The organism is Dickeya lacustris (assembly GCF_029635795.1).
GTDB classification, from domain to species: Bacteria; Pseudomonadota; Gammaproteobacteria; order Enterobacterales; family Enterobacteriaceae; genus Dickeya; species Dickeya lacustris.
This window is the reverse complement of the sequence record NZ_CP114280.1, coordinates 1,275,218-1,289,511: the sequence shown is the minus strand read 5'-3', so window position 1 is coordinate 1,289,511 and position 14,294 is coordinate 1,275,218. Positions and strand designations below refer to the sequence as shown.

Here is a 14,294-nt window from a genome sequence, read left to right as displayed (position 1 = left end):
ACGAAAAACTTGCTGCTTGCGGGGCAAGCCATTCAGCCGCCCCGCGCCTGTGCATACCGTCTCGTTAGACCAGCAACAACAGCGCCAGTACCACAACGGCACCCACGCCCATTGATGCAACATACCAACGCACCTGACCGTTTTCGCTAACGACCAGCGCGCGATTGCCAAGGCGCGTCAACAGCGCCGGAAGGCTCATCATGGCATTGAGCGGGTCACGTTGTATTAGCGCAGCAACTGCCAGATACGGTTTGACAAACACCTTGTCATACAGCCAGTCAAATCCCCAGGCATGGAACCACCAGGTCGAGAAGAAACGGCCTGGCGCGCTGTTGGCGATAGCCGTTACCAACTGGCGTTTACCTAGCCACAGTGCAGCTGCCAGTAAGATACCGGCGATAGCGACGATGCCTGAGGTGATTTCAAGCGTCATCACCTGGCCGTGCTCAAGCTCCGTTGTCGCTGGCAGGACGCCATGCAGCGGCGGCACAATCATGGCACCGACGAAGGTGGACAACACCAACAGCACCAGTAATGGCAGATGATGTGAAATGCCTTTGCCTGCATGGGCTTTGGTTTTCGCTTCACCATGGAACACAATGAAAATCATGCGGAAAGTATAGAGCGACGTCATGAACGCGCCAACCAACCCTGCGATGACCAGATTCAGATGGCCGTTCGCCCACGCTCCCGCCAGAATTTCATCTTTACTGAAGAAGCCTGCCGTCACCAGCGGTAATGCCGCAAGCGCCGCGCCCCCCACCAGGAAACAGACATACACCAGCGGAATGGTTTTACGTAAACCACCCATTTTGAAAATGTTCTGCTCGTGGTGACAAGCCAGAATCACCGAACCGGATGACAGGAACAGTAACGCTTTAAAGAAAGCATGCGTCATCAAATGGAAGATAGCGGCATCCCACGCCTGCACACCCAGCGCCAAAAACATGTAACCAATCTGGCTCATGGTGGAGTAGGCCAACACTCGCTTGATGTCGGTTTGTACCAAGGCAGCAAAACCGGCCAACAGCAGCGTCACCGCACCAACATTCGCGACCAGATGCAATACATCCGGTGCCAGCAGGAACAAGCCGTGCGTACGGGCTATCAAATAGACACCCGCCGTCACCATTGTTGCGGCATGAATCAACGCGGAAACCGGCGTCGGGCCCGCCATTGCATCAGCAAGCCAGGTCTGCAACGGCAACTGGGCTGATTTACCAACCGCACCACCCAGCAACATTAATGTTGCCCAGGTGATAGCAGGCGATCCTTCAGCCAGATGCTGTGGCGCCAACACCATCAGCTCGCGGAAATTCAGCGTACCCAGCTCACGGTAAAGGATGAACAGCGCAAACGCCAGAAACACATCGCCCACACGGGTGACGATAAATGCCTTCATCGCTGCCGCACCGTTATTCGGATTGGTGTAATAGAAACCAATCAACAGATAACTGCACAGCCCTACCCCTTCCCAGCCGAGATACATCAACAGCAGGTTATCGGCCAACACGAGCACCACCATGCTGGCGATAAACAGGTTGGTGTAGGCAAAGAAACGGGAATAGCCCTCTTCACCACGCATGTACCATGAGGCAAACAGGTGAATGAAGAAGCCGACACCGGTGACAACGGACAGCATAGTCAGCGATAAGCCATCCAGCGCCAGCGTCACGCCAATGTCAAACTTGCCAACCGTCATCCAGCTCCACAAATGCTGGGTAAAGAATGTCACGCCGCCCGACTGGTGATGGTTTAGAAAATCAACCACCGCACCGCCTGTTACCAGCGCCGCCAACCCGACTGAGCCCACCCCGATAGTCGCAGACACATTTTCCGACCAGCGGCCTCGGGAGAAAGCCAGTAACAGAAATCCGATTAGCGGAAATAGAATAGTTAAGTAGAGTAGGTTCATCCGCGCATCTCACTGACAGTATCAATATTCAGGGTCTGACGGCGACGATACAACTGGAGCAACAGCGCCAGGCCAATACTGGCTTCTGCTGCGGCCAGCGTAATGGCCAGAATGTACATCACCTGACCATCCGATTGTCCCCAGTAACTACCGGCAACGACAAAAGCGAGCGCAGCAGCATTAATCATGATTTCCAGACAGATCAGCATAAACAGCAAGTTACGACGAATGATCAGCCCAGTCAGACCCAACACAAAGAGGACGGCTGCAAGGAGCAAGCCATGTTGTAGTGGAATCATGCGCGTTCCTCCGTGGTTTTCTTATCGGCATCCTGATCTTTTGCGATCAGCTCGCCACGTTTATCCTCACGGCCAACGTGGAAAGCGACAACCAGACCGGCCAGCAACAGCATTGATGCCAGTTCAACCGCCAGCACATAAGGGCCGAACAGACTTATCCCCACGGCCTTGGCATCAATCATATTGCCAACAATAGACTGGTCGCTCAGGCTGATAATGCCTTTCACAATCACAGCCAGCAGCACCAGAGAAAGCACACCAGGGCCAAGCCAGACACTCGGTTTGAGCCACAGTTTTTCCTGCTCATCCACCGAGGTGCCAAGGTTTAGCATCATCACGACGAACACAAACAGCACCATAATGGCACCGGCGTAGACGATTATCTCCAGCGCACCGGCGAAATACGCCCCCAGCGAAAAGAACACACCAGCTACCGCCAGCAATGAAACGATCAGATACAGTAATGCATGTACCGGATTGGTATGGGTAATGACGCGTAGTGTCGCCAGTACCGCCACAATCGCAGTCGCATAAAAAGCGAATTCCATGCTTGGCTCCTTAGGGCAACAGGCCTTTAACGTCAATGGGTTTGGCTTCGTTTTCGGCTTCGCCTTTCTCTTTCCCATCAACAGCCATACCGGCCATCCGGTAGAAGTTATATTCCGGATATTTACCCGGCCCCGAGATCAGCAGATCTTCTTTTTCGTACACCAGATCCTGGCGCTTGAACTCACCCATTTCAAAATCAGGGGTCAGCTGAATTGCCGTGGTCGGGCAGGCTTCTTCACACATGCCGCAAAAAATACAGCGGGAGAAGTTGATACGGAAAAACTCAGGATACCAACGGCCATCCTTCATTTCCGCCTTCTGCAACGAAATACACCCTACCGGACAGGCCACCGCACACAGGTTGCAGGCAACGCAGCGCTCCTGCCCATCTGGGTCACGGGTCAGTACAATACGGCCACGAAAACGCGGCGGCGGATTGACCGGCTCTTCCGGGTACATTTTGGTTTCGCGCTTTTTAAACGCATTGGAACCCACCATACAGATACTGCGTACCTGGGTGCCGAAACCAATCAAAAGCTCTTTCAGTGTCATGGTTTATTCACCCTCATTAAGCGTTGTACAGAATGACCGCAGCGGTTGCCAGCAGGTTCAGCAGCGTCAGCGGCAGGCAAATACGCCAGCCAAACGACATCACCTGGTCATAACGCGGACGAGGCAGCGAAGCACGGATCAAAATGAACATCATCATGAAGAATGCCGTCTTGAGTGCAAACCAAATAAACGGCGGCAACAGCGGCCCATGCCAGCCACCGAAGAACAGTGTGACGATAAGCGCTGACACCGTCACAATCCCGATGTACTCACCAACGAAGAACAGGCCAAACTTCATCCCGGCATATTCGATGTGATAACCATCAGCCAGTTCCTGTTCTGCTTCCGGTTGGTCAAACGGGTGACGGTGACAAACGGCCACACCCGCAATCGCAAAGGTGATGAAACCAAAGAACTGCGGCACCACGTTCCATACGCTTGACTGTGCATTCACGATGTCGGCCATATTGAACGAACCCGCTTGTGCCACCACGCCCATCAGAGACAAACCGAGGAACACTTCGTAGCTCAACGTCTGGGCAGAAGCACGTACGGCACCGAGCAGCGAGTATTTGTTATTACTTGACCAGCCAGCGAACAATACGGCATACACCGCCAATCCCGCCATCATCAGGAAAAACAGCACCCCGATATTCAGGTTGACCACCTGCCAGGTGGGACTGACCGGGACAATCGCAAACGACAGCAACAGTGAAGTAAAGGCAATTACCGGAGCCAAAATAAAGATAACTTTATCGACAAACGGCGGTGTCCAGTCCTCTTTAAAGAACATCTTGAGCATGTCCGCCACCAATTGCAGCGAACCGCCCCAACCTACACGGTTCGGCCCGTAACGGCCCTGGAACAGCGCCAGCAAACGGCGCTCCCCCATACTCATCAGCGCACCGCAGCTCACCACCACCAGCAAAATCACGATGGCTTTGCCAACGGTGGCCAGAATATCCAACACGTCTGGAGTCAACCAACTCATTGCGCAACCTCCCGCAGCATTTCAACGGTCACGCCCGCCAGCACCGGAGCGACGCCCGGGAAGCCAAGTGGCAAACCGACCTGCCCCTGACGCAGCGCATCACTCACACGCACAGGTAAACGTAACATCTGCCCGCCACACGTGATGTCCAGCAGTGCGCCAGCATGGATACCCAGTAACTCGGCATCTGCCTGATTTACAACGGCACATGCCTGCGGCATGCGCTGCTGAATAACCGCCGAGCGCTGTGACAACTCATCGCTGCCAAACAGGTTATAGTAAGGTGCAACTTGCCACTGCCCCTGCTGTGGTGCAAACGCAGCTGGGATCTGGCTGAAGTATGCCAATGAACTCTCACCCGCTTCGATAAGGCGCACACCAGGATCGCCATGGCGTAAATGCCCACCGACTTCGTCCTGGAACTTATTCCACGCCTGCGGCGAGTTCCAGCCGGGCGCCCAGGCGAACGGCACTTGCTGACGATCGGCAAGCGGACTGTTGTTACCTTCCATGGAGAAGGCAAACATAGTGTCTTTATCTTGCGGCTGGCGAGGCTCATGTACGCTGATATTGGCGCGCATGGAGGTGCGGCCACTGTAACGATGCGGTTCACGCGCCAATTTCTGGCCTTTGATGCGGAATGACGCATCAGGCGCAGCCTCTTTGATAGCCGCTAAATGCGGCAACGCGTTCACACAGGCATCAATCACATTATCAAGCTGTGTCCAGTCAACCTGGCGGCTGTGATAGGTAATAAACAGCGAATGTAACCAGCGCCAGCTCTCCAGCATCACCACGCTATTGTCATAGTAGGTGGGGTCATAAACCTGGAAGAAGCGTTGCGCCCGGCCTTCATGATTAATCAGCGTACCGTCGCTCTCTGCAAAGCTGGCTGCGGAAAGGACCAGACCGGCCTTCTCCATAATGGCAGTACGCTGATGATCCAGCACCACCAAATTCGTTGCTTTAGCCAGTGCAGCATCAACACGAGCCGCTGGCGCATGGCGGTACAGATCGTTTTCCAGCACGACAACGCTGTCAGCGTCACCGGTTTCTAATTGCGACAGCGCATCATCCAGAGATCCACCGCCCATCATGGCGACGCCCATGCTGTTGGCAGACGCCGCGACAAAGGTGATACCTACCTCAGCACCACGCCCTTTCAACGCTTTGGCAACGTTGGCAGCAGCGGCAATCACATCGTCACTGCCCGCCTGAGAGCCGGAAATAATCAGCGGTTTACGCGCGCCAGCCAGCGCCTGAACGATAATGTCAACCTTCTGACTCAGTTCCGCAGGCAAATCGCTGACCGCAGGTGCGCTATTATCCAACGCATGCGCAATAGCAAAACCAAGACGGGCTTGATCCACCACCGGTGCGCGATAACTCCATGCTGCAATGTCATCAAGCCGCGTGCTGTCAACATTGGTAACAAACAACGGATGCTTGGCATGCTGACCGATATTCAGGATGGCCGCTATCTGCCAGTCAGCCACTTTTTGGGCCGCCGCCATTTCGCGCGCCTTGCCTTTCACCGCCTGGCGAACCGCCAGAGCGATACGCGCGCCGGTTTGCGTTAAATCTTCGCCCAACACCAGTACGGCATCATAACTTTCAATTTCGCGCAGTGACGGAGTATGCACGCCGCTTTCTTTCAATACCTTCAGCATCAGTTGCAGGCGCTGCTGTTCAGCCTGGGCAATACCGGTATAGAAATTGTCTGCGCCAACGAGCTCACGCAATGCAAAGTTACTTTCCACACTGGCACGCGGCGAACCGATACCGATGACTTTTTTCGCCTGACGCAGCACATCCGCTGCACCCTGCAATGCCTGTTCAGCATTAAGCGCGATCCAGTCGGCACCGCGACGTTGCAACGGCTGACGAGGCCGGTCTTTCAAATTGACATAGCCGTAACCGAAACGACCGCGATCGCACAGGAAATAGTGGTTTACGCTGCCGTTATAACGGTTTTCCACCCGACGCAGTTCACCATACCGCTCACCGGGGCTGGTGTTACAGCCAACGCTGCATTGTTGGCAGATACTGGGAGCAAACTGCATGTCCCACTTACGGTTATAACGCTCAGAGTGGGTTTTATCGGTAAAGACGCCGGTCGGACACACTTCAACCAGGTTGCCGGAAAACTCGCTTTCCAGCACGCCATCTTCCGGGCGGCCGAAATAGACGTTATCGTGCGCGCCGTATACGCCTAAATCCTTGCCATCGGCATAATCTTTGTAATAGCGCACGCAGCGATAACAGGCGATACAACGGTTCATCTCATGGGAGATAAACGGCCCGAGATCCTGATTGTGATGGGTACGTTTGGTAAAACGATAGCGACGGAAATTATGCCCCGTCATTACCGTCATATCCTGCAAATGACAGTTGCCGCCTTCCTCACAAACCGGGCAATCGTGCGGGTGATTTGTCATCAAAAATTCCACAATGGTCTTGCGGAATTGTTTTGCTTCCTCGTCATCAATAGCGATGAAGGTGCCATTCGATGCCGGTGTCATACAGGACATGACCAGACGACCACGGGTATCTTCCGCGTTCTGGTACTGCTTGACCGCACACAAGCGACAAGCGCCGACGCTTCCCAGCGCCGGATGCCAGCAAAAGTAGGGAATATCAAGCCCCAAAGACAGACACGCCTGTAGCAGGTTGTCCGCTCCGTCTACTTCATATTCTTTGCCGTCTACATGAATCGTTGCCATAGTCAGCATGCTTCCATAACAGCCCGCCTCAGGCGGGCACTAATCAAAAATTCTGTCTGCGGGATAACTCGGCTCACCTCCGGCATGATGCTCAACATGTCGGAGCAGCATCATTACCAGCGCTCTTTAAGCAGGTTTGGCTGAATACCCGCTATCGGTTTAGCGTTACTCACCACCTGTCTGGCAATACCGGCTTCGAACTCATCCCGAAAATATTTAATGGCACTTTGCAGCGGTTCGACAGCACCCGGCGCATGCGCACAGAAGGTATTGCCTGGCCCCAGGAAGCGACACAGTTGTTCCAGTGTTTCAATATCGCCAGGCTGCCCTTCACCACGCTCCAGTGCGCGCAGAATTTTCACGCTCCAGGGCAATCCGTCGCGGCACGGCGTACACCAACCACAGGATTCACGGGCAAAAAATTCTTCCAGATTGCGCGTCAGCGATACCATGTTAATTTCGTTATCGACCGCCATCGCCAGCGCAGTACCCAGACGGCTACCCGCTTTACCGATGTTTTCAAAATCCATCGGCAAATCCAGATGGGCATCGGTCAGAAAATCCGTCCCGGCGCCACCAGGCTGCCAGGCTTTGAGCGTCAAACCATCGCGCATGCCGCCGGCATAATCTTCGAGAATCTCCCGTGCAGTCGTGCCGAAGGGCAGTTCCCACAGACCAGGATTGTTGACGCGCCCGGAGAAACCCATCAGTTTAGTGCCCGCATCCTTGCTCTTGCCCGCCGACAACCCCTGATACCACTCCACGCCGTGCTCAATAATCGCAGGCACATTGCACAGTGTTTCAACGTTATTCACGCAGGTGGGTTTCCCCCACACACCGGCAGAGGCGGGGAAAGGCGGTTTGGAGCGCGGATTCGCGCGACGGCCTTCCAGCGAGTTAATCAGTGCGGTTTCTTCACCACAGATATAACGACCAGCACCGGTATGCACGAACAGCTCGAAGTCAAAACCGGTTCCCATAATATTTTTGCCCAGCAAACCGGCTTCGGTCGCTTCGGCAATCGCCCGGCGCAAATTAGCCGCCGCTTCAATGTATTCGCCACGCAGGAAGATATACCCACGATACGCTTTGAGCGCATAAGCGCCGATCAGCATTCCCTCGACCAGCAGATGCGGCAATTGCTCCATGAGTAAGCGGTCTTTATAGGTACCAGGCTCCATCTCATCGGCATTGCACAGCAGGTAACGGATGTTCATGCTTTCGTCTTTCGGCATCAGGCTCCACTTTAATCCCGTGGAAAAACCCGCACCGCCGCGCCCGCGTAGCCCCGCATCTTTCACCAGCGTAACCACGTCGTCCTGCGCCATGCCCATTAGCGCTTTTTTCGCGCCAGCATACCCGTTTTTACTGCGGTATTCGTCCAACCAAACCGGTTGTTTATCCGCACGCAAACGCCAGGTTAAAGGATGCTGTTCAGCCGTCAGAACAATGTTTTTACTCATTGATATTGCTCCAGTAGCGAATCGAGATCGTCAGGCTTCAGGTGACTGTGAGTATCTTCGTCGATCATCATCGTCGGCCCTTTATCACAGTTACCCAGACAACAGGTTGGCAATAGCGTGAAACGGCCATCAAATGTCGTCTGCCCCGGCTTAATATTGAGCTTGCGCTCAAGCGCAGCCTGTATCCCCTGATACCCCGTGATATGGCATACCACGCTGTCGCAGTAACGAATGACATGGCGCCCCACCGGCTGGCGGAAAATCTGGCTGTAAAATGTTGCGACACCTTCCACATCACTGGCTGGAATGCCAAGAATGTGTGAAATCGCCTCGATAGCACCATCAGGCACCCAGCCACGGTGTTTTTGTACAATTTTCAGCGCTTCAATGGACGCCGCACGCGCATCTTCGTAATGGTGTTTTTCATGCTCGATGGCATCGCGCTCTGTGTCACTTAACACAAAGATATCGCTGGCGGCCTGTGCCGGAGCATCGATTGGCTCTTGAGTGTTGTTATGTTCGTGCATAATTAGCGGTCCACATCTGACATGACAAAATCAATACTGCCGAGGTACACAATAAGGTCGGACACCAGGCAGCCACGGATCACCGAAGGAATCTGTTGCAGATGCGGGAAACTCGGTGTGCGAATACGGGTTCGATAGCTCATGGTGCTGCCATCGCTGGTCAGGTAGTAGCTGTTGATCCCTTTGGTTGCTTCTACCATCTGGAATGCCTCGTTAGCAGGCATCACCGGCCCCCAGGAAACCTGCAGGAAGTGGTTTATCAGGGTTTCGATGTGCTGCAACGTGCGTTCTTTTGGCGGCGGCGTCGTCAGAGGATGATCGGCTTTAAACGGCCCTGCTGGCATATTCTTTAAGCATTGCTCAAGAATCCGCATGCTCTGGCGCAGCTCTTCGACCTTCAACATTACCCGGCTATAGCAATCACTGATGCCATCACCGATCGGCACTTCAAAGTCAAAGTTTTCATAACCGGAATAAGGCCGCCATTTGCGCACGTCAAATGCCACGCCGGTAGCGCGCAAACCTGCGCCGGTGACGCCCCACTCCAACGCTTCTTTCGCGTTATAGGCAGCAACACCCTGAGAACGGCCTTTCAGGATACTGTTCTTCAATGCCGCTTTAATGTAGGTGTCAAGGCGCGCTGGCATCCAATCAAGGAATTCGCGCAGCAAACGCTCCCAACCGCGCGGCAGATCGTGGGCGACACCGCCGATACGGAACCACGCCGGATGCATACGATAACCAGTAATGGCTTCCACCAAATCATAAATTTTCTGGCGATCGGTAAAGGCAAAGAACACCGGCGTCATAGCACCGACGTCCTGAATAAACGTACTGATGTACAGCAGGTGACTGTTAATACGAAACAGTTCAGAGAGCATGACGCGAATCACTTTCACTCGCTCAGGCACTTCAATTCCTGCCAGTTTTTCTACCGCCAGCACATACGGCATTTCATTCACACAACCGCCGAGGTATTCAATACGGTCGGTGTAGGGGATATAGCTATGCCAGGACTGGCGTTCCCCCATTTTTTCTGCGCCGCGATGGTGATAGCCGACATCCGGGATACAATCGACAATCTCTTCGCCATTGAGCTGCAAAATAATGCGGAAAGCACCGTGGGCTGAAGGATGGTTAGGCCCCAGGTTGAGGAACATGAAGTCCTCATTGTTGGTGCCTCGCTGCATGCCCCACTCTTCTGGTTTGAATGTCAGCGACTCCATTTCCATGTCTTCGCGCTGTTTCGTCAGCACGAACGGATCGAACTCCGTCGCACGCGCGGGGAAATCTTTGCGCAGCGGATGGCCTTCCCAGGTCTGCGGCATCATGATGCGCGTCAGGTGGGGATGCCCTTTGAAGGTGATGCCGAACATATCCCAGACTTCGCGCTCATACCAGTTCGCGTTGGGAAACAGCTTTGTCAGCGTCGGCAGGTTGAGATCGTGTTCTGATAACGCCACCTTCAGCATGATGTCGCGATTGCGCTCAATAGAAATCAGGTGGTAGAAAACCGTGAAATCAGCATCAGGCAAGCCCTGACGATGCGTGCGCAAACGCTCATCCACACCGTGCAGGTCAAACAACATCACATAAGGTTTAGGCTGCTTTTTCAGGAAAGCGACCACATCAAGAAATTGCTCACGTTTCACCCATACCACCGGCAATCCTGTACGGGTTGCCTGTACGGTAAACGCTTGCGCGCCAAAACGGTTACACAGCTCGCCAACGACCGGATCATCGAGATGATCCCGGGTTTGCCATACAGGCAGAGCGGCATCGTGCGTCGTTAAATCTGTCATAAATTATGTCACCACAGTGAATGTGCTATTTCTGTGACGGATAATGGCTGCACACGATTTATCGTGATATGAATTTACCGTGCTATTTCAGCCATTATAGCCCTTCACTCACAGGTCAAATTTCGTCTGGAGAACGCAGGTTCGTTACCGCTATTCGTTCACCACGTTTACGCTCACGCTCAGACTGCATGTTCGCGCGGTAAACGCCCTGATCTCCTACCACCCATGACAGAGGGCGACGTTCTTTGCCGATGGATTCTTTCAACAGCAACAGGGCTTGCATATATGCTTCTGGCCGAGGTGGACATCCTGGAATATAGACGTCTACAGGCAGAAACTTATCAACCCCTTGTACAACAGAGTAAATATCGTACATACCGCCGGAATTCGCACAGGCACCCATGGAGATAACCCACTTTGGTGCCAGCATCTGGTCATACAAACGTTGAATGACCGGTGCCATTTTCAAAAATGGCGTCCCCGCCACCACCATAAAGTCAGCCTGACGCGGTGAGGCACGGATAACTTCCGAACCAAAGCGCGCAACGTCATGCACAGAAGTGAATGACGTCGCCATTTCTACATAGCAGCAGGAAAGGCCAAAGTTGTATGGCCACAGCGAATTGCTGCGTCCCCAGTTGACCATGCTGTGCAACGATTGCTCAAGGTTGCCCAGGAAGACACTGCGGTTAACATGCTGCTCAAGCGGATCGCTGGCGATCTCTTGCTTCTGGAGAGGGTAACGGTCGTTCTCACCGTCCGGATCAATGCGGGTGAGCGTATAATCCATCTTCTTAATGCCTCGCTATTACTGCTGATGAGTGTTAGTGGGAGCCACGACACCGGATTTCACGACTTGTCGCTTAGAACGCGTAGGCGTCCAATCCAACGCACCGATACGAACCAGATAAACTAGCCCAGCCAACAGCACCAAAATGAAAATCGTAGCCTCGATGAAGCCAACCCAACCGCTTTCCCGGACAGAGACTGACCAGGCGTACAGGTAAAGGGCTTCAACGTCGAAAATAACGAAAAACATGGCGACCAAATAAAATTTGGCAGAGAGGCGCAGCCGCGCAGAACCAACGGACGCAATACCCGATTCATAAGGAATGTTTTTATGTCGGGCACGGGCGCGGCCTCCAAGCAGGAAACCACCAAGCAGCATAAAGGCGCACAGGCCTAAAGCAACGATGACAAATAGCGCGAAAGCCCAGTGATGGGCGAGGACTTCTGTAGTTGTTGACATACTCTTGCTTACTCATCAAAAGTGATCTGACACCTGCTCTTTTTATTGGCAGTTCGTCGCCACATCGATTAAAAGGAAGGATTTTTCGCCACAAAAACACCACAACGTATAAGGTTAAATGGCGGTTTAATGCGGCCTGATTCCCTGTTATGTAACCTTATTTTCAACGCCACTAAAAATAACAGCACATTACTTTACATGCACGTCATTTCGTTAACATTTTGTGTGCAACACCTGCCGACTAAATCGAGTCAGTCAACGATTTCATGTTAACAAATTCAGTAGCGTAAAACCCTTGTTGGCACATTGACTATATCATTTTCGGCAAGAATTCCTGTTCCCCCATAGGGTTAATAGGGGTATTTTTTGATCCAGAACACACTTTTTTCATTTATGTTATTAAAAAAACCGTTTCTATTGCTCATCTGTTAACCTTACCTACATCGCAACAGGCATTTAAAAAAAAAGAAAAACAGTTTTAATAAAAAAGAAACCAAATGATTGCCGCGACAGATCCAAGCCGAAGGCAGCACAATCATTAAAGATAGAATGCACAGAGAAAGTGGACGGGTAAAAACGCGTAAATTGAGGGGAAACGGACAGGTAATGAATAGCGGGGTGGCCCCCGCTACCTTATAACTTATATAACATCTTTTAATGATTCATCTGCCGGTGGTTCACGCGTGTCATTTTCTGCGCTTACGCCAACAGGCATCAGATTCGAGCGGGTGCCGGACTCAATTGCACTGAAAATCGCATTTGTCAGTTCATTATCCTGTTCGGGATTACGGCATAAGTAATAACGCGTATCCGGTAACTTAGGTAATCCCTCTTCTTCACCCAACACACGCAGCTCCGGGCTCATCATCTCAACCGAGCGCACGGTCACGCCAAGCCCGGCTTTTACTGCCGCCCGCACCGCAGAGAGCGTTGAGGCGACGTAAGAAATCTTCCATGGAATCCCCGCAGCGGTAAGATTATCAAGCGCCAGCGAGCGAAACGGGCTTGGCTCATCAAGCACCACCAGCGAAACCGTTTCCCCAGCCTGATATTGATAATCCGCCGCGCAGTACCACAGCGTTGGCGATGTGCGCAACAACACATGTGGGAGATCGCTGCTATTGGCCGTTGTAATGACCAGATCAATTTTCCCCTGTTGCAACATCTCCGCCATTTCTGCACTGCGCTTGATGCTGACCGCTATCGACAGTTTAGGAAACACCGTTGTCACACGTTGTAAGATGAATGGCAGAATGGTGTCAGCCGTATCATCAGAGGCACCGATAGTCAGTGTGCCCTGAATATCGCTATACATCAGCGATGCGCAAGCTTCATCATTGAATTGCAGGATTTTTCTGGCATATCCCAGAAACTGGATACCATGTTCCGTCAGCAGTTTATTTCGCCCATGACGAGCAAATAATTCCTTACCAATCAATTGCTCCAGACGCTGCATCTGCTGGCTGACCGCCGACTGGGTTCTGCACACCGCCACCGCAGCAGCAGCAAAGGTGTTCAAATCCGCAACGGCGACGAACGTTCTCAACAGATCGAGATCCAGGTTGAGGACTGGGCGACTTGTATTTGTCATACGGTTCTTCACTTATCTATTTTAATTTTTAACAAACATACCTGGTGTTGATGTAGATGCGCCGACAAGGCCGACACACAATAAAAAACAGTATCGCAGACGGACGGCTACGGCAAAAGACCCTCTATATTCCCTCGCCCTAATCGTTTCTCTCCCTCAGCCTCCTTATTTTAAGTATCTTATTACGTAATCAAATTTGCAAAAAGAACCTTCTTATTTATTTTAGATGATAAAATAAAATTTCCAAAAAAACCAGCCACTCCATTCGGCTCTCAATTCAGGGCCAAAAGATATAAGATCATGATTGCGCTTACATTCCAAAACCTGCCATTAAAATATATGACATCTCTTATTTTTTACTTTTTACGCATGCTTTGTGCATTCCTGATTGTTTATTTGCTTAAAAAAAACGTTCCCCATCAAATCTTGCCCATCTGATATTGTGAAAAGGGAAAATTGAAACCTTGTTTTAATTATAAGGCCGCAAACATAGGTTATGGCTGACAGCACCGAGATAGAACCTGTCGATTTGGCGGGGGAACACGGATGAGAAAAGGCTGAGACGATATAGGCAAATCCATTTAATACAGTAGGTTACTATCAAGCCGTGACCTTTTATTTAGTGTAAATTAA

The 14,294-nt window shown here is 52.1% G+C and carries 12 protein-coding genes; all 12 read right to left on the bottom strand.

The genetic code is table 11. The annotated features are described in order from the left end of the window. Positions 1 to 64 precede the first annotated feature (64 nt). Positions 65 to 1,915, bottom strand: a complete 1,851-nt coding sequence (gene nuoL / locus O1Q98_RS05780) for an NADH-quinone oxidoreductase subunit L (protein WP_125260090.1) — start codon at positions 1,913 to 1,915, stop codon at positions 65 to 67. Further along, positions 1,912 to 2,214, bottom strand: coding sequence for an NADH-quinone oxidoreductase subunit NuoK (gene nuoK / locus O1Q98_RS05775; protein WP_125260091.1), 303 nt, complete (start codon positions 2,212 to 2,214; stop codon positions 1,912 to 1,914). Before nuoK ends, nuoL begins: the two co-directional genes overlap by 4 nt. Beyond that, positions 2,211 to 2,762: an NADH-quinone oxidoreductase subunit J gene (gene nuoJ / locus O1Q98_RS05770; RefSeq protein ID WP_125260092.1), complete on the bottom strand. Its 552-nt coding sequence runs from the start codon at positions 2,760 to 2,762 to the stop codon at positions 2,211 to 2,213. Before nuoJ ends, nuoK begins: the two co-directional genes overlap by 4 nt. 10 nt (positions 2,763 to 2,772) lie before the next feature. After that, positions 2,773 to 3,315, bottom strand: coding sequence for an NADH-quinone oxidoreductase subunit NuoI (nuoI, locus tag O1Q98_RS05765; protein WP_012769140.1), 543 nt, complete (start codon positions 3,313 to 3,315; stop codon positions 2,773 to 2,775). A 16-nt stretch (positions 3,316 to 3,331) separates the two neighbouring features. Then, positions 3,332 to 4,306 (bottom strand): NADH-quinone oxidoreductase subunit NuoH, encoded by a 975-nt coding sequence (gene nuoH, locus O1Q98_RS05760; protein ID WP_125260093.1) that lies wholly within the window; start codon positions 4,304 to 4,306, stop codon positions 3,332 to 3,334. Beyond that, positions 4,303 to 7,029, bottom strand: coding sequence for an NADH-quinone oxidoreductase subunit NuoG (gene nuoG, locus O1Q98_RS05755; protein ID WP_125260094.1), 2,727 nt, complete (start codon positions 7,027 to 7,029; stop codon positions 4,303 to 4,305). The genes nuoH and nuoG overlap by 4 nt, the downstream gene beginning before the upstream one ends. A 113-nt stretch (positions 7,030 to 7,142) precedes the next feature. Continuing rightward, the gene (nuoF, locus tag O1Q98_RS05750; protein WP_125260095.1) at positions 7,143 to 8,492 is read right to left on the bottom strand and encodes an NADH-quinone oxidoreductase subunit NuoF; all 1,350 of its coding nucleotides are present in this window, start codon (positions 8,490 to 8,492) and stop codon (positions 7,143 to 7,145) included. Then, positions 8,489 to 9,019 carry an NADH-quinone oxidoreductase subunit NuoE gene (gene nuoE, locus O1Q98_RS05745; protein ID WP_205744275.1) on the bottom strand — a complete coding sequence of 177 codons (531 nt, stop codon included), beginning with the start codon at positions 9,017 to 9,019 and terminating at the stop codon, positions 8,489 to 8,491. Before nuoE ends, nuoF begins: the two co-directional genes overlap by 4 nt. Before the next feature lie 2 nt (positions 9,020 to 9,021). Further along, positions 9,022 to 10,821 carry an NADH-quinone oxidoreductase subunit C/D gene (gene nuoC, locus O1Q98_RS05740; protein WP_125260096.1) on the bottom strand — a complete coding sequence of 600 codons (1,800 nt, stop codon included), beginning with the start codon at positions 10,819 to 10,821 and terminating at the stop codon, positions 9,022 to 9,024. Positions 10,822 to 10,936: 115 nt separating this feature from the next. Next, on the bottom strand, positions 10,937 to 11,611 hold the full coding sequence (locus O1Q98_RS05735; RefSeq protein WP_125260097.1) for a NuoB/complex I 20 kDa subunit family protein: 675 nt from the start codon (positions 11,609 to 11,611) through the stop codon (positions 10,937 to 10,939). Between the two features lie 18 nt (positions 11,612 to 11,629). Continuing rightward, positions 11,630 to 12,070, bottom strand: a complete 441-nt coding sequence (locus O1Q98_RS05730; RefSeq protein ID WP_125260098.1) for an NADH-quinone oxidoreductase subunit A — start codon at positions 12,068 to 12,070, stop codon at positions 11,630 to 11,632. Between the two features lie 640 nt (positions 12,071 to 12,710). Further along, the gene (gene lrhA / locus O1Q98_RS05725) at positions 12,711 to 13,661 is read right to left on the bottom strand and encodes a transcriptional regulator LrhA (protein WP_125260099.1); all 951 of its coding nucleotides are present in this window, start codon (positions 13,659 to 13,661) and stop codon (positions 12,711 to 12,713) included. Positions 13,662 to 14,294: the final 633 nt, after the last annotated feature.